This window comes from Chromobacterium subtsugae, assembly GCF_035919665.1.
Taxonomy (GTDB): domain Bacteria; phylum Pseudomonadota; class Gammaproteobacteria; order Burkholderiales; family Chromobacteriaceae; genus Chromobacterium; species Chromobacterium subtsugae.
Map to the genome: position 1 here is coordinate 2,470,319 of NZ_CP142381.1, position 20,438 is coordinate 2,490,756.

At 56.5% G+C, this 20,438-nt stretch carries 18 protein-coding genes; 8 read left to right on the top strand and 10 right to left on the bottom strand.

Going from position 1 to position 20,438, the window contains the following annotated elements:
* Positions 1-39: 39 nt before the first annotated feature.
* Complete coding sequence (locus tag U6115_RS11965; protein ID WP_043573779.1) at positions 40-1,878, bottom strand: amidohydrolase; 1,839 nt, start codon at positions 1,876-1,878, stop codon at positions 40-42.
* Positions 1,879-2,099: 221 nt separating this feature from the next.
* On the opposite strand from U6115_RS11965, the gene U6115_RS11970 reads away from it, so the two are divergent.
* From U6115_RS11970 to U6115_RS11990, 5 genes are all read left to right on the top strand, one after another.
* Positions 2,100-4,916, top strand: coding sequence for a valine--tRNA ligase (locus U6115_RS11970; protein WP_043573781.1), 2,817 nt, complete (start codon positions 2,100-2,102; stop codon positions 4,914-4,916).
* A gap of 58 nt (positions 4,917-4,974) precedes the next feature.
* Positions 4,975-5,922, top strand: a complete 948-nt coding sequence (locus tag U6115_RS11975) for a hypothetical protein (protein ID WP_146008300.1) — start codon at positions 4,975-4,977, stop codon at positions 5,920-5,922.
* A 53-nt stretch (positions 5,923-5,975) separates the two neighbouring features.
* Positions 5,976-6,737 (top strand): hypothetical protein, encoded by a 762-nt coding sequence (locus tag U6115_RS11980; RefSeq protein ID WP_146008299.1) that lies wholly within the window; start codon positions 5,976-5,978, stop codon positions 6,735-6,737.
* Positions 6,734-7,201, top strand: coding sequence for a hypothetical protein (locus tag U6115_RS11985; RefSeq protein WP_146008298.1), 468 nt, complete (start codon positions 6,734-6,736; stop codon positions 7,199-7,201). Before U6115_RS11980 ends, U6115_RS11985 begins: the two co-directional genes overlap by 4 nt.
* 623 nt (positions 7,202-7,824) lie before the next feature.
* A complete protein-coding gene (locus tag U6115_RS11990; protein ID WP_080770196.1) occupies positions 7,825-8,499 on the top strand; it encodes a BRO-N domain-containing protein in 675 nt (224 codons plus the stop codon).
* A gap of 294 nt (positions 8,500-8,793) precedes the next feature.
* Here U6115_RS11990 and U6115_RS11995 read toward each other — a convergent pair whose 3' ends face one another.
* Both U6115_RS11995 and U6115_RS12000 read right to left on the bottom strand, forming a co-directional pair.
* Positions 8,794-9,663 carry an IS3 family transposase gene (locus U6115_RS11995; protein WP_081050412.1) on the bottom strand — a complete coding sequence of 290 codons (870 nt, stop codon included), beginning with the start codon at positions 9,661-9,663 and terminating at the stop codon, positions 8,794-8,796.
* On the bottom strand, positions 9,660-9,953 hold the full coding sequence (locus U6115_RS12000; protein WP_043580908.1) for a transposase: 294 nt from the start codon (positions 9,951-9,953) through the stop codon (positions 9,660-9,662). Before U6115_RS12000 ends, U6115_RS11995 begins: the two co-directional genes overlap by 4 nt.
* Before the next feature lie 371 nt (positions 9,954-10,324).
* Between U6115_RS12000 and U6115_RS12005 the strand changes: the two genes are divergently transcribed.
* The gene (locus tag U6115_RS12005; protein ID WP_059184199.1) at positions 10,325-11,404 is read left to right on the top strand and encodes a calcium:cation antiporter; all 1,080 of its coding nucleotides are present in this window, start codon (positions 10,325-10,327) and stop codon (positions 11,402-11,404) included.
* Between the two features lie 126 nt (positions 11,405-11,530).
* On the opposite strand, the gene U6115_RS12010 is transcribed toward U6115_RS12005, so the two are convergent.
* Positions 11,531-13,090 (bottom strand): FAD-dependent monooxygenase, encoded by a 1,560-nt coding sequence (locus tag U6115_RS12010; protein ID WP_043581548.1) that lies wholly within the window; start codon positions 13,088-13,090, stop codon positions 11,531-11,533.
* 579 nt (positions 13,091-13,669) lie between these two features.
* Here U6115_RS12010 and U6115_RS12015 point away from each other — a divergent pair.
* Entirely contained in the window at positions 13,670-13,813 is a 144-nt protein-coding gene (locus U6115_RS12015) for a hypothetical protein (protein WP_155294760.1), read from the top strand.
* Between the two features lie 93 nt (positions 13,814-13,906).
* On the opposite strand, the gene U6115_RS12020 is transcribed toward U6115_RS12015, so the two are convergent.
* From U6115_RS12020 to U6115_RS12045, 6 genes are all read right to left on the bottom strand, one after another.
* The gene (locus U6115_RS12020) at positions 13,907-14,464 is read right to left on the bottom strand and encodes a fascin domain-containing protein (protein WP_052258475.1); all 558 of its coding nucleotides are present in this window, start codon (positions 14,462-14,464) and stop codon (positions 13,907-13,909) included.
* Positions 14,465-14,770: 306 nt separating this feature from the next.
* Positions 14,771-14,950, bottom strand: coding sequence for a hypothetical protein (locus U6115_RS12025; RefSeq protein ID WP_043581539.1), 180 nt, complete (start codon positions 14,948-14,950; stop codon positions 14,771-14,773).
* A 548-nt stretch (positions 14,951-15,498) separates the two neighbouring features.
* Positions 15,499-15,795: a hypothetical protein gene (locus tag U6115_RS12030; protein WP_146008297.1), complete on the bottom strand. Its 297-nt coding sequence runs from the start codon at positions 15,793-15,795 to the stop codon at positions 15,499-15,501.
* 21 nt (positions 15,796-15,816) lie between these two features.
* The gene (locus U6115_RS12035) at positions 15,817-16,782 is read right to left on the bottom strand and encodes a GGDEF domain-containing protein (protein WP_080770381.1); all 966 of its coding nucleotides are present in this window, start codon (positions 16,780-16,782) and stop codon (positions 15,817-15,819) included.
* Between the two features lie 1,468 nt (positions 16,783-18,250).
* Complete coding sequence (locus U6115_RS12040) at positions 18,251-18,604, bottom strand: hypothetical protein (RefSeq protein WP_043581537.1); 354 nt, start codon at positions 18,602-18,604, stop codon at positions 18,251-18,253.
* Between the two features lie 234 nt (positions 18,605-18,838).
* Entirely contained in the window at positions 18,839-19,183 is a 345-nt protein-coding gene (locus U6115_RS12045; RefSeq protein ID WP_146008296.1) for a hypothetical protein, read from the bottom strand.
* Between the two features lie 418 nt (positions 19,184-19,601).
* Here U6115_RS12045 and U6115_RS12050 point away from each other — a divergent pair, with 418 nt between their 5' ends.
* Positions 19,602-20,282 (top strand): hypothetical protein, encoded by a 681-nt coding sequence (locus U6115_RS12050; protein WP_043581535.1) that lies wholly within the window; start codon positions 19,602-19,604, stop codon positions 20,280-20,282.
* The last annotated feature ends 156 nt before the right edge of the window (positions 20,283-20,438 follow it).

Consider the following 20,438-nt stretch of genomic DNA (forward strand, 5'->3'; position numbering starts at 1 on the left):
CCGTTGCCGGACAGGCCGCCTGTGGTGGCCTGAACTCGCTTAGCCGTGGGACGGATTGCGATAGATTGGAGCCCCGTTCAGCCAGGTCTGGCATACGGTTATGCCGCGCAGGTCGGTCACCGCGTCGTCAAGCGGATTCTGGTCCAGAATCACCAGGTCAGCCAGCTTGCCCGGCTCCAGCGAACCCACCAGGTGGTCCATATGGCACTGCCACGCGGCATCCAGGGTCACCGCCCGCAGCGCTTGCTCGCGGCTGAGACATTCCGCCGGATTCAACGGCGCGCGCTCCTTGGCCGGCGCCCCTTCCATCGTGCGGAAGATGGCCTGCTCCATCATGCGCAGCGGGCCGAAGGGAGAGACGAAGTGATCGGAATGCAAGCTGACGCGCATGCCGGCCTGAACGGCGGACTGCGCCCGGTCCAGCAGCTGCGCGCGGCGATTTCCCAGAATGGTCTTGTTGAAGGCATAGCCCCAATAGCCGACATGGCCGATCAGGAAGCTGGGGCTTACCTTGAGGCGAGCCATCTTGGCGATTGCGCGATCGTCCATCAGCGAGGCGTGCTCCACCCGCATGCGCAGGCGGCGCTTCTTATCCGCGGCTTCAGAGGCGGGGGCCAACGACTCGGCGTAACCGTTGAGCACATCGGCCATCGCGTGGTCGCCGTTGGCGTGGATCAGGATCGGCCATTCTTCATCACTGGCCAGTTGGATCAGTTCCGCCAGCTCGCCGGGTTCGAGATTGTGCAGGCCCGTGGGCGGAACGTCCGGCACCGGATGGGCTTCGGCGCACGGATAGGGTTCGTTCTGATAACCGGTCAGGCCCTGGTTGGAGCCGTCGTATATCAGCTTGATCGCCTTCAGCGCGAAGCGCTTGTCCTTGGCATTGTCCAGATCGGGTGTGATCTGGAGCTCTTTCCAGTGTTGCATCCTCTCCTTGTCCGGAGTGAACAGCGCCGCGGCGATCCGCAGCGGCCCCTCATGGGCGGCCAGCTTCAGCAGGTCGATTTCCAGCTTGCTGCCGGATACGCCGGCTCCCGCGTCCAGCAGGGTGGTGATGCCGGTCTGCGACGCATCCTGCAGCACCTTCGGAATCTGGAGCACGGCCTCCGCCCAGACGATGGGCGGCATCGCCCCAAGCAGCGCCTTGACCCGGTCCTCGGTCAGCACGCCCTTGCTCGGCGGCAGGCTGCCGTCAGGATTCAGCAACCCTGCCTTGCGCAAGGCAGGCGTATTGGCATAGGCGATGTGGCCGGACGCGTTGATCAGGGCGATAGGCGTCTGTTCGCTCAATTCGTTCAGCAGGTCGGCGTTGATATCGATCCATTCCTTCATCAGCGACGGATCGACGCCGAAACCCAGCACCCATGGGTCTCCTTGCGCATCTTTCGGCAATTTGGACTGGGTGAGCGCCTCGCGAATCTGCCCCGAGATGCTTTCGTAACTGTATTGCGGGTCCAGGCGCTGGCCTTTGAAGGGCGCCAGCGGCAGCCAATGCCGGTAAAGCGCGCTGGGTAGCACATGAGCATGCGGATCGATGAAGCCGGGCAGCAGCGTGCGGCCCGCCAGGTCTACCTTGTCATAGGCTTGTCCCGGCATTTGCGCTTCCATCGCGGTTTCCACCAGTTGCAGGGAGCCGGTGGCGACGATGACGCCGTCGGCGATGCCCAGTGCCTCCACGCGCTGATTGCCATTGGCGGCGACCGTATAAATAGGGCCGCCGCAGAAAACCGCGCGCGCCGGGGTGTGCGAAGGAATGGCTTGCTTGAGCGCGGCTTCCAGGGCTTGCAGCGCTTGTTGAGGATTGGGGAGGTTGTCGAACAACGAAGGCAGATGCGGCATCGAGCAGCAGGCGCAGCCTAGACGATGGTGTTGTGTCATGTGGATATCCTTGTTTCGTGGTGTTTGAAATTCCTTTGGCATTGCAACTAAAAGATTAAGCTTTTTTCATTAAAGTTTTCAAATGCATGGTGTGGAAGCTGTCGGATAGGGCAGCTGGCAGCAGCTTGCGCTGCCGGAATCGCGGCGCCAAGCTCGGTGAATGGCTGAAAAAGAGGTATAATCAGGCCATTTTTCCATTCAAAAAACCAAGATTAAGCACCATGGAACTTGCCAAGAGCTATGAACCGGGCGACATCGAGCGTCGCTGGTACGATCAATGGGAACAGGCCGGCTACTTCAAGCCGAGCATGGACACCGCCAAGCCGTCCTTCGCCATCCAGCTGCCGCCGCCCAACGTCACCGGCACGCTGCACATGGGCCACGCCTTCAACCAGACCATCATGGACGGCCTCACCCGCTACTACCGGATGAAGGGCGACAACACGGTATGGATTCCCGGCACCGACCACGCCGGCATCGCCACCCAGATCGTGGTGGAACGCCAGCTGGCCGACCAGGGCCTGAACCGCCACGACATGGGCCGCGAAGCGTTCACCAGCAAGATCTGGGAATGGAAGGAAAAATCCGGCGGCACCATCACCAGCCAGATGCGCCGCGTCGGCTGCTCGGTGGATTGGGACCGCGAATACTTCACCATGGACGACACCCGCGCCGAGGTGGTGACCGAAGTCTTCGTCCGCCTGTACGAGCAAGGCCTGATCTACCGCGGCAAGCGCCTGTCCAACTGGGACGCCAAGCTGGGCACCGCCATCTCCGACCTCGAAGTGGTTTCCGAGGAAGAAGACGGCCACATGTGGCACATCAAGTACCCGGTGGTGGGTAGCGATGAATATGTCACCGTCGCCACCACCCGTCCGGAAACCCTGCTGGGCGACGTGGCCGTGGCCATCGCCCCGGACGACGAGCGCTACCTGCACCTGGTGGGCAAGCAGCTGGAACTGCCGCTCACCGGCCGCACCATCCCGGTGATCGCCGACGAGTACGTGGACAAGGAATTTGGCACCGGCTTCGTCAAGATCACCCCTGCGCACGATTTCAACGACTACGAAGTGGGCAAGCGCCACAACACCCAGCTGATCAATGTGATGAGCCTGGAAGCCAAGATTCTGGCCAAGGCGCAAATCTTCGGCTTCGATGGCGCCGCGCAAGGCACCATCGAGCTGCCGGCCGCCTACGCCGGCCTTACCGCCCAGGAAGCGCGCAAGGCGATGCTGGCCGATCTGCAAGCCCAGGGCCTGCTGCTGGAAACCAAGCCGCACAAGCTGATGGTGCCGCGCGGCGACCGCACCGGCACCGTGATCGAGCCGCTGTTGACCGACCAATGGTTCGTCGCGATGAACAAGGTCGCCGAAGGCGACGCCACCGGCCAGTCCATCGCCGCCAAGGCGATTGAAGCCGTGGAATCCGGCGAAGTGCGCTTCGTGCCGGAAAACTGGGTCAACACCTACAACCAGTGGATGAAGAATATCCAGGACTGGTGCATCTCCCGCCAACTGTGGTGGGGCCACCAGATCCCGGCCTGGTACGACGAAGACGGCAACATCTACGTCGGCCGCACTGAAGCCGAAGCCCAGGCCAAGGCCGGCGGCAAGACCCTGCGCCGCGAACAGGACGTGCTGGACACCTGGTTCAGCTCCGCCCTGGTGCCGTTCTCCACGCTGGGCTGGCCGGAAGAAACGCCGGACCTGAAAGCCTTCCTCACCTCCAACGTGCTGGTGACCGGCTACGAAATCATCTTCTTCTGGGTAGCCCGGATGATCATGATGACCAAGCATTTCACCGGCAAGGTGCCGTTCAAGGATGTCTACATCCACGGCATGGTGCGCGATCACGAAGGCAAGAAGATGTCGAAGTCCGAGGGCAACGTCATCGACCCGGTGGACCTGATCGACGGCATCGCGCTGGCGCCGCTGGTGGAAAAACGCACCACCGGCCTGCGCCGCCCGGAAAAGGCCCCGGCCATCGCCAAGGCCACCGAGAAGCTGTTCCCGGAAGGCATCCCGGCCTACGGCACCGACGCGCTGCGCTTCACCATGGCCAGCTACGCCACGCTGGGCCGCTCGGTCAACTTCGACTTCAAGCGCGCCGAAGGCTACCGCAACTTCTGCAACAAGCTGTGGAACGCCACCCGCTTCGTGATGATGAACGTGGACGGCAAAGACTGCGGCCAGGATGAAAGCCTGCCGCTGGAGTACAGCTTCGTCGACCAGTGGATCATCGGCCGCCTGCAACAGGCCGAGATCGACGTCACCAACGCGCTGGAAACCTACCGCTTCGACATCGCCGCCCAGGTGATCTACGAATTCATCTGGAACGAGTACTGCGACTGGTACGTGGAACTGGCCAAGGTGCAGCTGCAAACCGGCAACGACGCCCAGCAGCGCGCCACCCGCCGCACCATCGTCCGCGTGCTGGAAGTGGCGCTGCGGCTGACTCACCCGCTGATGCCTTTCATCACCGAAGAGCTGTGGCAAACCGTGGCCCCGCTGGCCAACGCCAAGAAGGCGGAATCGCTGATGCTGGCTCCGTGGCCGGTGGCGGACGAGTCCAAGATCAGCGCGGCAGCCAACGCCCGCATGGACGCGTTCAAGGACATGGTCAACGCGGTGCGCAATCTGCGCGGCGAAATGGGCATCGGCCCGGCCGTCAAGGCCCCGCTGTTCATCGAAACCGCCGACGCCTCCATCGCCGACTTCGTGCCTTATTTGAAGCTGCTGGCCCGTCTGACCGAAGGCACGCTGGTGTCCAAGCTGCCGGAAGACGACGCCCCGGTGGCGATGTCCGGCGAAGCCCGCCTGATGTTGAAGGTGGAAGTGGACAAAGCCGCCGAAACCGCGCGTCTGACCAAGGAGCAGGGCAAGGTGGAAGCCGAGCTGGCCAAGTTGACCGCCAAGTTGGAGAAGCCGGGCTACGTCGACAAGGCGCCGGCGCATTTGGTGGAGCGCGACAAGGCTCAGTTGGCTGAGCTGAATGACAAGTTGGAGAAGGTGAAGGCTCAGTTAGTCAAACTGGGTTGATTGCATTGCCGTTTAATGATAAAAGGCTGTCTTCGGGCAGCCTTTTTTTGTGATGAATATGGAAAATGATCTCTTCGATGAAGTTGGTTTTATCCGATATCACGGTGAAGCGGTTGGTAAGGGGATTATTGAGGCAAAAGCCGCCGGGTCTGCACTGATTGGGTTGGATGAATCTCTAAGGTATTTTAATTCTAGACAGTTTAAGGATTTGATAGTGGTTGACTATCAAATTCCTATAAAGACATCAGAAGGATCGTGGGTTGTAATTGTTTTGGGCGGGCTTGGTGTTGGTGCATCAACTTTTGCTCTGTCTTATTTAAAAAAGGCAGGGGAGAAAATGGCTGAAAATGATTTCAAAGATATTGGGCTGAAAGACGTTATTGCAAAGTCTCTAGATGCTATCGGGAAATTTATAGAGCTGGTGAAATTAACTGGGCGGAGAAGTAACTGGGAGAGGGAAGATTTTAAAGTTGATGCTGATAAAGCATGTGCTAGGGTAATTGGTTCCAATGGTGCTGTAGTTGAAATTCCTATTCGATACCTGGAATGGTATAAAAAGATGCCGCCAAAGCTTTTAGATAAGATGATCTCCCCGGTAGTCGAAGGGCGTGAACTGGAGGTGGGTGTCGAGAAGGAAGGGCGCATTGAGTTAGCAACGGTATCGGTTTTCGACAAAGCGCTCTTTGTTTATGAGGAAGATGAGGGTGAGGAGGATTTTCTTTTTCCTGAGCTGGTGCATGGGGACGAAGTGAGAATTGAAGGAAAGTTAATAAGAGGAAATGAAAGGTCAAACTCAATGGGGGTTGAATATGCCGGTCACTATATAAATTGCATTCCGGAACATGGGAAGATAACAAGATTTAAATCTGCACTTTTCTTGAAGTGTGTGGTTGAGGGGACGGTAAATCGTCATATGAAGAAAAGGAAGGTGGCAGATCGAAGGCCGACCATTATAATAAAGAATGTTTTCCCGTTGGAGGTGGATGTTCAAGGGGATTTATTATAGTCACATGATTGTTAATTAATAAAGCTTTTGCATTACTTCTATTGAGGTGCAGCATGGGTGATATGTTTGGAAAGCTTACATCTAGAAATTTGATGGTTATAGGACTGGTTCTTATTTTTTTGGGGAATATATTTAAACTTACTGTCCTTGAAGTTAAGATGCATGAGTTGATTGCTAATATTGGTGCTTTGTTGCTTGTTGTTGGTGTTATGCAGTGGTTTTTTGATCAAGAAGGGCGGCGTCTAATTATTGACGATGTTAAGTCGACCTTGGATTTTTATTTCTCTAAGCATGATGGTGAGATTAAAAAGAGAGACTTTGTTCGCTCAGGTGGTGTCATAGACTTTTTGGAGCATTCACGAGACTTGCACTCTGATGATAACCGAAAAGAGCTAGGGGAGGTTAGTAAATTTATTATTGGAGTGCATTACTCAGATGGTTTTTTGAGCCGGTTTAAAGATTTAATTGAGTCGCGGTTGAGTCGAGGGAAGGAAGTTCATATTCATCGAGTTAAGGCTGGTGGGGCTGCGGCGAAATATTTGGAACATTGGCATGTTGGGGCGATTGTGTCGCAATGTATAAGTAAGCAGGATAGAGTGGTTGGAGCGTTTAAGAATGGAAATTTGATAACAATTAGAGATGTTGATGCGGTGCAGAAGTATAGTTTTATTTATACGGAAAAGTTTATATGGGTAATTCTTTCAACATCATCTATGGGTTATGTCGCTTCCATTCCTGCTTTAAAGATTCAGGCCGGAACTGCTATGTATGAATTTTTAAAAAATGACATTGAAAACCTTGGGGCAATGGTATGAGAACCGAACTGCTTCAATTGTTAGAGAAATTGGTTGAGAAGGTTGGGGAGGAAAGTGCAACATCTATTCTTAAGAAAGAAATGAATGTTGAGGTGCATGAATTAACTATTATTTCAAATTTATCTCATCATCATATACCAGATTTCTATTTGCGAGGTGATGTTTTTGTTGCAAGTGAAGGCAATGTTGATTTGTTTGGTAGTGATGTAATTGAGTTGTCTTTGGCAAGAATTTTGCTAAAAGTAAAAGATAAGTTGATGGAGCGTAGCTGGAAGAGGATTTATTTTATTCCAACTGGCCATCCTATTATTTCTTTGCAGATTAAATTATTAATCTACCAGGTGACACGATTGAACTCCATAGATTTGTTGTACTTAGATGGTAATTTTGTGGACGTAGATATGAATATAAGGGAGTTAGAGTTGGTCGTGGCTAATAAAGGTAAGCGGCGTAAGATGAGTTGATGGTGATAGATTTTTTCCTGTTCGGGTTTGTATTAAGGCTGTAGGTTGGGCTGAATGTAATGAAGCCCAACGTTTGCCGCGTTGGTTTGTTAGGATTTTTGTGCCCGCTCCGCGGGCGGATGTTTAAGTGCCGGTTCCGCCCGGCGGACGGGTCCATTTCTTTTGCTCCGCCAAAAGAAATGGACGAAAGAAAAGGCGGCCCAGCAGCGCTGCGAAACCCCGGCTTGCGCTGATGGGGAGGGGGCGCGACGGTTCGTTTCTAAGCCTTGGGACCTTGTCTGCTGTATTCGCGCTGTATTGCCCCCGACTTCATTTGATTTCCTGCTCTTCTTGCCAGTCTTCCCGCCGTCATTTACCCTTGACCCCCTTGTGCCTGAGTTCTAGCCTTGTCGGATCGTGTTCAACAGCACGATCAGGTTTGGCGACCTGGGACACATGGCAGACATTGCTGGTATAGGCGGTGTCTGTCGCGCTTGCGCGCGCTCATGCACTCCATGGCGGGCCGGGCGGGGAGACCTCCGGGTCTGCCGGGTCCATGTGTCCGGTTCGCCAACCCCGTTTCGGCCTGCCACCCCGTTTGGCGACGAGGGGGCAGTGGCTAATACCCACATGGAGCTTTCCCAATGGCACAGTCCATCCAATCACCCGCGTCCCCATCTTTGCGGGAATTCACATTTCTCGATAAACCCTTCCATCTCTTGCATCGTCACAACGGCCTATGGTTCTTCGCCGATGATGTCGCGGCGGCGATCAAATGCCGTACTACGGCGGCCTTGCTGAGCAAGCTCAACAAGGAGGAGGTCCGCGCCATGCCGCTGGGTGGCGGGGAGGTGGTTTGCCTGTCGGAAACCGGCGTGGCCATGGCGATTCGGCGCTATCGCAAGCCGGCGGCGCGGCGGTTTCGGCGTTGGCTGGAGGAGGAGTTGCTGCCGGCCTTGCGGCGGGAGGGCGAGGAGGCGTTGACGGCGGATCAGCTGGAGCTGGCCTTGGCGCTGGCGGCGGAGACGGCGCGGCAGGTGAGCCGGGCGGTGCTGGATGCGGTGTTGGAAAATGGCGAGGCGTGCTGGCAGCATAGCCGCTGGCTGGTGACGCTGGACTACGAGCGCCACAACCGCCAGAAGCGCCCGCTCGGCCGCATGATGGGCCTGAACAGCTCCGTCGCCACCTTGGATGCGCTGGCCGAGCTGATCGCGGTGCCGGACGGCATGCCGGCCAGTGATACCGAGCTGGTCAAGTTGGCGGCGGCTTGCCATCTGCGGCTGGCGGAGCGGATGAGCCTGCGGGTGGCGGATGAGTAACGTAGGGTGCGTCACCCCGCCTCATTGGCGGGGCGACGCACCGCTTGTTTCCACCTTTTCAATCTTGATCCGGTGGCATAGGCCGGCGGTGCGTCGCCCTTGCGGGTGACGCACCCTACTTGATTGGCTGCGGCTTGCCATCTGCGATTGGCGGAGCGGAGTCTGCGCGTGGTGGATGAGTGAGAGTAGGGTGCGTCACCTCCTTCTTGGCGGGGCGACGCACCGCTTGTTTCCACCTTTTCCAATCTTGATCTGGTGGCATATTGGTCTGTCCCACTCCCCATGGACAGAGGGTTAAGCACTAAGCTCTGAACGGCGGCGTTCGAATTCAACCGGGGTCAGATACCCCAGGGTTGAATGACGTCGTTGGTGATTGTAAAAGCGGATGTAATCAAACACATCCGTACGCGCCTCCTCGTAGCTCCGGTAGTGGGTCAGATAAACACGTTCCGACTTCAATGAACGGAAGAAGCTCTCCATCGCTGCATTATCCCAGCAGTTCCCGGTGCGGGAGTGGCTCGGTACCATTCCGTGCCGTTTCAGCAATGCCTGGTAGTCAAAGGCACAGTACTGACTCCCGCGGTCCGAATGCAGAATCACCTCTCCTGAAGGCTGGCGGCGCGCCACTGCCATCGTCAGGGCAGCATGCACCAGTTCTTGCTGCATTCGATGATGCATGGCCCAGCCCACTATCGCCCGGGAGTACAAGTCGAGCACCACCGCCAGGTACAGCCACCCTTCACCGGTCCGGATATAGGTCATATCCGACACCCAACGCTGATTGATGTCGCCACCAGCAGCAAATTGTCGCTGCAGCAGATTAGGCGCCACGGGTAGAAGGTGTTGACCACCACTGACGGGTCGACAATGTTTACGAGTTCTAACCCTGATACCGTTTCGCCGCATCAGGCCCGCGATGCGATGCCGCCCGCAGGCGAAGCCCTGTGCAAGAAGTTCGGCATGAATACGCCGATGGCCATAAATACCATTGACCTCGGCATGCACCAGCCGGATTTCACGTAGTAGTTGTCGGTTCGCCATCTCTCGCGCCGAAGGTGGGCGGTGTAGCCACGCATAGTAGCCACTGCGGGACACACGAAACAGTTGGCACATCGGGGCTACCAGGTAGCGGTCCGACAGCGCCTGAATCGCGCGGAATTTCACTTCATGGGTTGCGAGAAGATGGCGAGCGCCTTTTTTAGGACATCGCGCTCCATGGTAACGCGGGCCAGTTCATCCCGCAGTCGCTTGAGCTCGGCGGCTTCACCGGTCTGTTTGCCTCGGCCAGGGAAGGCATCGGGTCCTGCGTCTTGGAGTTGACGCTTCCACTTGCCCAGCAGCGACTCGGTAATGTCGAAGGCTTGGGCAACATGCCGTAACGGGGTGCCGGCAAGTACCTGCTCAACCGCTTCGCGCTTGAGGGCCTCCGGGAAAGTACGTCTGGTCTTGATCATGAACACTGCTCCTTGGTGGGGATTATCCACCTTAAGTTAGTGTCCACGGGGAATGGGACAGACCATATGCCGGCGGTGCGTCGCCCTGGCGGGTGACGCACCTTACTTGGAGATCATTTGTGATGGTCAAGTGGATGGGCCTTCGGAGTGAGGGGCGATTGCGTTCTTTCTGACGGAGCGACGCGCCGTTTGTTTACAAAGCCTGAACCCATTGGCCGTGTCGTGGTCTATTTACTTAATGCTGCTATGCTGTGGCTAGTGCAGCCTCCATGCTGGTTTCTCGATTGCTCTCCCAGAACGGTTGCTCGGTGTCCTGGCCAGGTTTTGCCGGACGAGATAAGCGGCTGTTCGCCAACAATAAGGAAAATCCATTGATTCATAACTCGATTCCGCGCTGGACCATTGTCACCCCTGTCTTGGCCTGGGCCGCCATCGCCGCGTCTTCGGCGGCCGGTGGGCATGCTTCCTATCTGACGCTGCTGGCGGTGTTGCTGGCGGGAACGGTATTCGCCGCCGTGCACCATGCCGAGGTGGTGGCGCATAAGGTGGGCGAGCCTTTCGGCACGCTGATCCTGGCGCTGGCGGTGACGGTGATCGAAGTGGCGCTGATCATTTCCTTCATGCTGGGCGGGGGCGAGGAGAAGCTGGCGCTGGCGCGGGACACCATTTTTTCCGCCATCATGATCACCTGCAACGGCATTCTGGGCATTTGCCTGCTGCTGGGCGGCCTGCGCCATCGCGAGCAGAACTTCCAGCTCAGCGGCGCCAAGGCGGCCTTGACGGTGCTGGCGGCGATTTCGGTATTGGCGTTGGTGCTGCCCAACTATGGCACCAGCCAGCCCGGGCCGTTGCTGTCGTCGTCGCAGCTGGCGTTTACCGGCGTGGTGTCGCTGGTGCTGTATGGCGCTTTCGTGTTTGTGCAAACCATTCGCCACCGCGATTATTTCCTGGTGGAAGGCAGCCATGACGAGGACGAGCACGCGCCGCCGCCGTCAAACAAGGTGGCCATGCTGGCCGTGGCGATGCTGTTGATATGCCTGGTGGCGGTGGTGACCCTGGCCAAGCTGTTGTCGCCATCGATTGAAAGCTTTGTGGTGAACGCCGGCGCGCCGGCGGCGGTGGTGGGCATCATCATCGCCGCCCTGGTGCTGTTGCCGGAGGGGCTGGCCGCCGCCAACGCGGCGCGGGCGGATCGGGTGCAGACCAGCCTGAACCTGGCCTTGGGCTCGGCGCTGGCATCCATTGGCCTGACCATTCCCACGGTGGCGATGATTTTCGTGTTCCGAGGCGAGCCGCTGATCCTGGGGCTGGAAATCAAGGAAACCATCTTCCTGCTGCTGACGCTGGTGGCGTGCTCCTTGTCGCTTTCGGTGGGGCGCACCACGATTCTGCAGGGCATTGTGCACCTGGTGATCTTCGCGTCTTTCGTGTTCTTCGCGATCAGCCCCTGAGCGAGCCTCGATGAGTTGAAAGCAAAAGCCGCCGGCATCTGCGCTGGCGGCTTTTCTATTTGGGGCTGCTGCCATTTGGCCATGGCCGGCCAGGTAGGGCGCGTCCCCCCAGCGGGGTGACGCACCCTATTGGTGATAGCTTGGATCTTTCGGTTCGCCAAACCATTGCGCCAAGATGGGCGTAATCTCCTCTACATCGGGCGAGGTCTCGCTGGCCCAGGCTACAAATCCGTCGGGCCGAACCAGAACGGCGCGCAGGCCAAGATTGTTTTTGACCGTGGCCGCGACATAGTCGACGCGTCCTTGCCAGCGCTTCATCCAGTTTAGAAGGGGCGCAGCTGCGTCGAAATGCAGCAGCAAGCCCCGGCCATTGCGCAACAGGCGGCCGGCCTTCGTCCCGTCGTCAAACTCGAAGTCCGGCACGCTGCGGCCTGCCAGCGGATGCTGGCTTGCCATGTCGTAGCGCAGGGACAGGCCCCATACCCGCTCTGCAAAATAGGTCGCGCCATCTCGGGTTTCGATCAAATCGCCGATGATGGCTGCGAGCGCGCGCGTGCTTGGCGTGGGGCGCATCAGCGCCACCTGCGCGCGGGACCAATCGAGCACGCGGGCGCCGATTGGGTGCCGCTCTTGCTGATAACTGTCCAGCAGTCCGGCCGGCGCGTCCCCGCGCATCGTCGCTGCCAGCTTCCAGCCCAGGTTGATCGCGTCGCCTATCCCTAAATTCAGCCCCTGGCCGCCCAGGGGGGAGTGGATGTGCGCGGCGTCGCCGGCAAGCAGCACGCGCCCCCGGCGATATGCGCTTGCCTGATAAGCGCGATCGGTCCAGGTAGTGGCAAGCCGAATATCGGCCAGGGTCACATCGGCACCGGACACGCGGCGCAGTACGGCTTGCAAGTGTTCCTGAGTGAGAGCTTGCGTTCGATGGCAAGCGCCGCCGTCGAATTCAACCATGGCGATCACGCCGGGCTTGGCATAGGTGTACATGCCGGTTGGCGTATAGTGCCGGCCGGGTTGAAGCGTGTGCGGCTCTGCTAATACCGCGTCCACGGAGTAGCCGGTGAACTCGGGAGCGGTGCCAAGGAATTCGAAGCCGCCAGCCTTGCGAACCTGGCTGCGGCCGCCATCGCAGCCGATGAGCCAGCTTCCGTTAAAAACCGTGCCGCCGGCGTGAACCGTGACCTCGTCGTCTGAAACAAGATAGCCATCGACACCGACGCCGCGCAGAATCGTCGCCCCCGTGGCGGAAGCACGGCGTGCCAAGACCGTTTCGAAGACCTCCAATGTGATTGCCATCGGAGTGTCGGCGGGGCCAGGCAAATGGAAAGGCCAATTCGAGGTGTCGATGTCATCGAGATGGAACGGTATGCCGGCGAAATGTCCGGCAGCGCGGCGCGGTTGCTGCATCCAATGGGCGCTTGCCTTTGTTTGCTTGGCTGCATCGTTGGCCTGAGTCGCGGCGATGATTTCGTCCAGCAGGCTGCGGCGATGCAGGGCTTCAAGGGTGGGCACCGACAGACCGCGCATGCCAAACGGAAGGCGCTTTAGAGGGGAGTGTGAATCCGCAGCCTGCTCTAGCACCAGAACCGAAAGGCCGAAGAGGCGAAGTTCGCAAGCAAGAAAGAGTCCAACTGGGCCGGCGCCGGCGATGATGACGTCGTAAGGGGTGGGATGATGATTGCGCATGAGGAGCTCCATTGTCGATGTTCGACCGGAGCGTTCCCCACTTTGAGACCCGCACGGACGAACGACGGGACGCTTGTAGCGTCTGCTGTTCGTCGCGGGGATCTTGTGCGCGAGGCCAAAGACCAGAGCTTTCGTTACCGAAAGGACTTGGGCCTACCAGACCAAGTCTGCCTTTTCCGACGCGGATTTATACCATGGCGATGCGGCGGCGTGCAATGACGGGCCGGCGGCGGATGCCGGCAGGCTGGGCGCATTGGGGGGGAGCGCGGGGAGTGGCGGCGACTCAGGCGTAGTCGTCTATCGCGCCTCGCGGATTGCGTTGCCGGCTTGCCGGGCTGCGGCCGTCGCTTGTGCTTGAGCGTGCCTCTTGCTGTTTGGAGCTGGGCAAGCTGGGCCTCAAGTTGGGCAATTTCCTGTTCTATCCGGTTCGCTTGTTTTTGCTGACTTTCCTGCGAGCTTTGGGACCCGCCCTAGCCGCCATTCTGCAGTTGCTGTTCCAGTTGTTGTATCTGTTGCTCCAGCTGGCTATCGAGGCTTGAATTGTCTGTCCGCGCGGCTGCGGCGGGCAATGATGGGGAGATGCTGTTTATCGTCGCGGCATCCTTTGTGGCTGTTGGCGCGGCGCTGGTGAAGGCAACGGCCAAAGCGGAGCGGACATTCAATATTCGATTAGGAAATTCACATGTCAACCTCTGTGGTATTTATTTTTACTTTGTCACTTAACGGCGGGCGGACAGGCAGGCGGGGAAGGAGGCTGGGATGCGTCCCGTGGCGGGCGACGCATCCTACCCGGCATGCGGAGTGGAGTTTGCCGGTTTAATTGCTCAATGGCACCAGCGTGAACGATTCCCAATCATTGGCTGTGCGGGCATCGCTATGGACAGGGACATTATTGGCGCCGCCGATGCCGCCATTATTGACGAAGGTGACGTAGTTGCCATTGGCGGTTTTCAGCGCGTAAGTGTTGCTAGCCGGATCAAACTCCAGTTGGAAGCGTTCCCAAGTGCTTGCCCAGGTGGCGTCGGTATGAAAAGGGCTGGCACTGGTGTTGGGGCCGCCCACGCCGCCGCCGTTCACCGCAGTCAGATAGTAGCCGGCGGTGGTGCGGAATGCGACGCGGCCATTGGGCAGTTGCACCAGATAGAGCGTTTCCCATCCGCCCTTGGTTTTGGCGTCGGAATGCAGTGCGACTGCGCTCGGGCCGTTGTTGGGGCCGCCCAAGCCGCCGCCGTTCACTGCGGTCAGGTAGTGGCCATTGCTGGTTTGCAGGGCCAGCGGGCCAGAAAGGGTGACGATGGGAGCGGCATCGCTGGCGGTGGATGCGATAGTTAGAGAGATGGCTGCAAGCAATGCTTTGAAGGCTTTCAAATTCATCACGATCTCCAGAAGGATTGGTTTGCCTGAAGGCTCTGGCAAGTTAAGGCAAAGCCGACTTTATGACAAATGAATTTTAATGAAAAGCGGAGAGGCAATTTTGATAGCCCTGGCTAGGAGGTAAATCTTCGCCAGGCAACTTGATGCTTATGGGAGGGGCGGGTGGCCGTGAGGTGATTGCCTGCGTTGGCCGGCAGGCGATGGGCGACGTGATTCATCTGTCGATGCCGGATATAGCGCGCCATGGGCGTAGTTGTGGCAGCTTGCGCTGGCGGAGAGCGGTTGTCGGTGCCAGCGTAGGCTTGGTCAGATGGTGGTGATCAACGCATCGGCCTGATAGCTGGCGGTGGCGATGCCGGAGGCCGAGCTGAATGTTATCTGGAAGCGGCGGCCGATCTGCTGGATAGACAAAACTTCGAACGATACAACCAGATTGTCGATGTGCTGGGTGATCAGGTCACCCTGTTTCAGTTCCTGAATTTTCATGGTTTACTTTCTGCTCTCCATGCCGATAGCATGGCGTGGAATGGGTAAAACGAGTCCTAACGGCAAGGACGCTTTGCGATATTTTCATGAGTTGTGCCCGGATGTCGTGGGGGGCTGCGAGGCAATGGATTTCATCGCCGTCAAAATTCAGAGCGCTGGCGCTGTGCGGCGTGAAACGGTTTGCTGGCTAGGCTTGTGACAACAACCTTCGCGTGCCAACGGCTGATTTACTGGAAAACTGAGGCTGGGCTTGAGAAGAGGAGCGTGACGGCTCGTGCGAGCGCTACAACATGAAACAATAGCAGAAAATTATGCTGGTAATTTTTTGATTTGTCAAGACTATTTTCCTGCAGGCCTGGGGCGGCCCGGTCTGTCCGAAGCCAGCCATCCGCTTTCGCAGGCGCGCGCATCTGCACAGGCGCCGTCGCGATGGCATGAATCGCTCGCGCCCATTGGGTTGCTCCTCTTGGCAAAGTGGCCATGCAGAAGCCTGGCAGTTGGGCGGCCAAAACCGGTTTGGATTGAGTGGGGCTCTCTTCGTCTGGTATTCAGTGGCAGTATTTCTTCAGGATTTGATTGCCATTGAGGAGCGTGAAGCCTATCGCAGGCGTGCCATATGCTTCTTCCAGCCGTTGGCTTTCACTTTCGGCCATGTCATATCGTGGATAAATGGATGAGGCTAATATATTCTCAGCAGTATGAACGGACCAGCCCAGGAATAATCCAGTTGAACCACGCTCGCACGCAATATGATAAATTCGCATTGGGTACTCCTTCCAAAATATCTCTTGATAGGTAGATTGTGCCTCGTTTTGAGCGCTTTCTTCTGGTGGCATGGTTGCCATGCCGCTTGTCGCGCTAGCGTGCTAAGCGATTTTTTTGTGATGATAGATCACGCGATTTCCGCCCTGCGCCTTCGCTCGATACATAGCGGAGTCTGCCAGCGCCACAAGATTGTTTGGAGTATTTGCATCTGCAGGGTAAATGGCGATGCCAATACTGGCAGTCGGAAAAATGACGCTGCTGGGCAGTGTAATGGGTTGGCATATCGAGCGTACTATTCTTTTTAGAATCATCGCGTATTCTGAGCTTTTTTTCAGGCCCATAAGCAATAAGATGAATTCATCTCCGCCAAGTCTGGCAGCGGTGTCGCCAGCCCTGATGGTAGAGTCCAGTCGAATGGCGAGCTCTTTTAAAACGGCATCGCCACATTGATGGCCGTGCATGTCGTTTATCGCTTTAAAGTTATCCAAGTCCATAAAGCAGACTGCGAGGAAAGTTTTATTCCGGTCTGCTTGAGAGATTGCCTGAATCAGTCTGTCGGTGAAAAGTAGGCGATTGGGTAGCCCCGTTAATGTATCGATGTGAGCGCTTTTGGTTATTGCGGCCAAGTCAATTTTTTGTTGCGTGATGTCACTCATGATTCCTATGTAGTGGGATACTTCATGCTGAGCGTCATGAACAGCAGAAATATTGAGTCTGATGGCGTATAAAGAACCTTCTTTATTTCTATTCCACATTTCGCCTTGCCATTGGCCATTTTCGTTGATGGATTCCCACATCGAGTCGAAAAAGGCTTTGTCATGGATGCCGGAAGAAAATAGATTAGGCCTTTTGCCTGCTATCTGGGTAAGACTGTATCCCGTTATTCGGCATAAGGTCTGGCTTGCCTGTAGTATCTTCTGCTGGTTGTCAGTGATGCATACGCCTTCGCTGTGGCTGCGGAAAAGAGAATCGGCAAGTTTTAGTCTGGCTTGTATTGGCCATGTTTTGCAAGGGTCGTCGATTTTCTCCGTGGAGGATATTTTTGCTTCTTCATCTAACCGGCGCATGGGGGGTCCTTTCAATCATTCAGCCCCCATGTTAATTGTTCATTTTTTATTTCAATCTGCAAGTTTATGGGTTTGTGGCAATCTGTTTTTATGGTGCGTGTGGCTTATATGATTGATGTTGTAGATTGAATTGGTTGGTTAAATAGAGGCTTGCTTTTCGGTGAGTCTATTCTCGTATAAGGCTACGCGCTGCTGGGGTGTTTGTAAGAATTTTTATTTTATTGAAATCTCTGTGATTATTGCTATTTTTCGCAATTTTTATGGGTGGGGAAAAGCAGTATGCGCTTTTTGCTGTGGTGTGTGATTGATCGATGATCAATTTGAATGGCAGGTCGATTGTGATAAATAGGCCAAGACCTTGTCCATAACTAGACATCCGAACGTCAAGGGCGAAACGCCAGGGTTTGCCGTTTGAGTATTTTTTGGGTGGTATTCTTGTGAGGCGGTTTTTATATTTCGCCTTTTTTAAGAGCTTGTCAAATTTATTTGGCAGGCGAGATATGATTGCATCTTGATTGTGCCAATGATTTCCTGCTTTGAGGCCAAAACGCAGTCGTCGTTACAATCAATCAGGTGCAGAAAGGACTCCAGATAAGCTGAGCTGCCAACGCAGCCTTGAAGAATAGGGCGTGCTCGGCAAGATGGCCGAGCCGAAATGATATAGGCAGCCACGTTGTTTTTATTAGGTTCTTGTCATTTCTCAGCGGTTTTGAACGGTCTATACCTGGCCTTTTTACTAGGTTTTCCCCTTTTCGGATAATCTACTGCTTGGTTTTTTCTAAACAAATCATATGGGCCCACGTGGCCAGCTTTGGGCTGCGGGGAGTTGGTGATTGAAGGCACGGCTGGGAGCATGCGTTCGCGGCGGATAGGCAAGCGGGTGTTGCGTGTTTGCAATTTCCCGCCCAAATGGTTGTCTGGCGTATGTTTCGAGGCGCAGGTCACCGGTGCTTGCGACGCAGCCCGCCATGCCGCTCCTGCGGAGCTTCCATTGCCGCGGCCGAACGGCAGCCGCCTGGTGTGAGCCGGGCGGCGAGTGATTTTCAGCGCGGCGTTATGGTCGTGTTGCCAGGGTTGGCCTATCCCGGCGATGGTGGCACGTTGCGGCGAATATGTCCCAATGGCGTGGGCGAACCCGCCGGGGGCGGGCCGCTCCGGCCAGCATGCAGCAGTCCTGCCAGCGGAAACAGGATGGTGCCGACTAGGCTGAGGGGAGCCGCGTTTTCGGTGGCGCTTTGCTGGCCTGGCGGCGCGGCGCGCTGGGCTTGAAGTTGATCGTGGCTGTCGGTCACCTAGGTCCGATCTGCGGTCGCTGATAATCCTGGCGAAGTCCCTTTTTAGCGGTTTGATATTTTATGGAGAGGGGGGCCTAGATCTGCGGATGGGTGTTTCGGATGCTGGGAGGGTAGACCGGGCGGCGCACGCATTTGTTGGGTCTGGTCGCGCGGCCGCAGCCAGTGCGTCCTGATTATTTGCAAGGGGTCGCCGGTCCGGGGAGGGTGGCGGCGGCTTGTTGGGTGTGAGTGGTTTTCTGCGCCGTTTCGCTGGCTTGGCCAGCGGGAGTGTTGCAATTGATCTTGGATTGCGCAAGCCGGGTTTGCAGCTTGCCGTCGCAGGTTGTCGTGAACGTCCATGAAGTGAGATTGCCCTGCTTGCCGACGCAATTGTGACAATACTTGATACTACTGGATATCAGCGTGGAGTTTTTCAGGCACTCCTGAGTCTTGATGTCGCCCAGCCGCCATTCCGCAGCCTGGCTGGTGGTGGCAAGAGCTAGCAAGCTGGCGGCCGCGGCGATGGCGCAGGCGATGGCATTGTTCATGGCTTGTATCCTCATGGGCTGGTTAGGGGCCGTTGCCACGGCCCATAAGCCTGCAGCATAGCGAGCCTGCGGATGGCGGATGCCGTCCTTTGGCCGAGTTGCTTTTTCCGGAGCCGGCGCGCTTTGCCGCGGCAGGCCGCCCTAAAGAGAGGGCGCGCCTTGCGCGGCGAGATGGGGGCATGCTTTGCCGTAGCGTCTTTTTCATCCGGATGGCATGGGGGGCGCCATCTTGAATTAACCGAAAACCAGGTCATGAAATGCATTGCAAAAATCGCCAAATGGTATGAGAACAAGCGGGTTCGCATCAGCGGAAGCTGTGATGTCAAAAACCACCATTAAGCGTTTCCAGGGAGTTCCGCAACGAGCAAGCAGGCCGCTGTTTTCGTCATCCTGTGCTCTGGCACCGCTCAAGCCGCGGGCTGCGTCGAATTCGATGGCTCGAACCGCGATCAATGCTCGGTAGGCAAGCGGGAGGTGCTGCTGCAGGGGGAGTCCCAGATTGAATGGATGGACTTTTATCGAGAAAATCGGAATTTTCTGTAGTGATGTCCGCAATTGAGTTCTTTCTCGCGCGGTCATATCAAAAACGCCATGCGGGCCGCTTCAAACTCGCTGAGGCGGGTGGCGTGCGAAGCTAGGCAGAGGATCCAAACCGCCCTGGCATGCCATCAGCGATGCGCTGCCGCAATATGATGCGTTTCCTGGAGACTGAGTGGCGCCGTCATACAGTGATTATGCCTGCCTGATATGCCGCGCGGCTGCGGCATCGTCGAATTCCCAGCTAAGGCGGCAGGCATTCTGATCTTGGTGGATGGCTCTCTAATCCGCGCTTTCAGCAAGGGAATGATCGGCCTGCTGGCAGCCAACGGGACTCTGCCGTGCGCATCCTAGTTCATTGAAAGCTGAGAGCCGGCCATATGTCCTGCGCCAGCAGAGGGCAAGACGTATGACTAATGATATAATATGCTTGCTTTTCCATTTTTTGTAATTGGCAATAATGAAAAAAATTCTTCCGCTGCTGGCGTTGGCCAGCCTATCCGCGAACTCCCGCGCTGATGATAATGAAGTGTTGCGCCATATCGCCGACTGTTCCGACAGTTTTTCCCGTTATATGGCCAGCCAGCCGCAATCGGCTGCCGACAAGCATTTTTCCGTGAAGAACGGCGCAGCCGCTCTCAAGATGAAACTGGTAACCGATGCCGCCAAGGAACTGGAAGAAAACATTCCGGGCAGTTCGACCGGAGTGAAGGATATCAGTCGTTACGCCGATATCGATAAAGCCATTCCGATTTCTGGGCAATGGGCATTGAGCAGCTACTTTGAAGAGCATGCGCGTTTTGCCAAAAACTCAGATGCCGGCGTGAAGGAAACCTATAACTGGGTTTTTCATCTGGATGGCAAAAAGGATATGTTGCTGCGCGATTTCCTGCGCCTGACCGGCAATCTATCGTATAGCTGTGATGGCAATAACTGTCTCGCTTACCAGCGCATGGCGAAAGGCGGCTGGCAAGCGGTGAAGCCGGAACAGCTGAAGGCAGGCGAACCCTATCTGCAAATTATGGCTAGCAAGGAGGGCAGCAAGCAATTCAGCATATCTTGCAATTTGGCTTCGGAAGGCAAGCATTTGCCGGTTGGCCTGATCAAAACCCGCCGCCCGGATTGGCAACTGAATTTCTGATGCGCCAAAGAGAACGAGCAAAGTCGGCGCCCAAAACACATATGCATGCCATGCCGAGCGCAGGTGAGGCGAGTGTTGCAACAGATGTCGAACGCTGATTTCGTTCTTTATGCTCGACAAGCGGGTCATGCCTCAAAGTGGCATGGCCTGTTTGCT

Coding starts and splice junctions, on each gene's coding strand:
- U6115_RS11965 (WP_043573779.1), bottom strand. CDS start 1,878: ATGACACAACACCATCGTCTAGGCTGCGCCTGCTGCTCGATGCCGCAT.
- U6115_RS11970 (WP_043573781.1), top strand. CDS start 2,100: ATGGAACTTGCCAAGAGCTATGAACCGGGCGACATCGAGCGTCGCTGG.
- U6115_RS11975 (WP_146008300.1), top strand. CDS start 4,975: ATGGAAAATGATCTCTTCGATGAAGTTGGTTTTATCCGATATCACGGT.
- U6115_RS11980 (WP_146008299.1), top strand. CDS start 5,976: ATGGGTGATATGTTTGGAAAGCTTACATCTAGAAATTTGATGGTTATA.
- U6115_RS11985 (WP_146008298.1), top strand. CDS start 6,734: ATGAGAACCGAACTGCTTCAATTGTTAGAGAAATTGGTTGAGAAGGTT.
- U6115_RS11990 (WP_080770196.1), top strand. CDS start 7,825: ATGGCACAGTCCATCCAATCACCCGCGTCCCCATCTTTGCGGGAATTC.
- U6115_RS12000 (WP_043580908.1), bottom strand. CDS start 9,953: ATGATCAAGACCAGACGTACTTTCCCGGAGGCCCTCAAGCGCGAAGCG.
- U6115_RS12010 (WP_043581548.1), bottom strand. CDS start 13,090: ATGCGCAATCATCATCCCACCCCTTACGACGTCATCATCGCCGGCGCC.
- U6115_RS12015 (WP_155294760.1), top strand. CDS start 13,670: ATGCTGTTTATCGTCGCGGCATCCTTTGTGGCTGTTGGCGCGGCGCTG.
- U6115_RS12020 (WP_052258475.1), bottom strand. CDS start 14,464: ATGAATTTGAAAGCCTTCAAAGCATTGCTTGCAGCCATCTCTCTAACT.
- U6115_RS12025 (WP_043581539.1), bottom strand. CDS start 14,950: ATGAAAATTCAGGAACTGAAACAGGGTGACCTGATCACCCAGCACATC.
- U6115_RS12030 (WP_146008297.1), bottom strand. CDS start 15,795: ATGGCAACCATGCCACCAGAAGAAAGCGCTCAAAACGAGGCACAATCT.
- U6115_RS12035 (WP_080770381.1), bottom strand. CDS start 16,782: ATGCGCCGGTTAGATGAAGAAGCAAAAATATCCTCCACGGAGAAAATC.
- U6115_RS12040 (WP_043581537.1), bottom strand. CDS start 18,604: ATGAACAATGCCATCGCCTGCGCCATCGCCGCGGCCGCCAGCTTGCTA.
- U6115_RS12045 (WP_146008296.1), bottom strand. CDS start 19,183: ATGACCGCGCGAGAAAGAACTCAATTGCGGACATCACTACAGAAAATT.
- U6115_RS12050 (WP_043581535.1), top strand. CDS start 19,602: ATGAAAAAAATTCTTCCGCTGCTGGCGTTGGCCAGCCTATCCGCGAAC.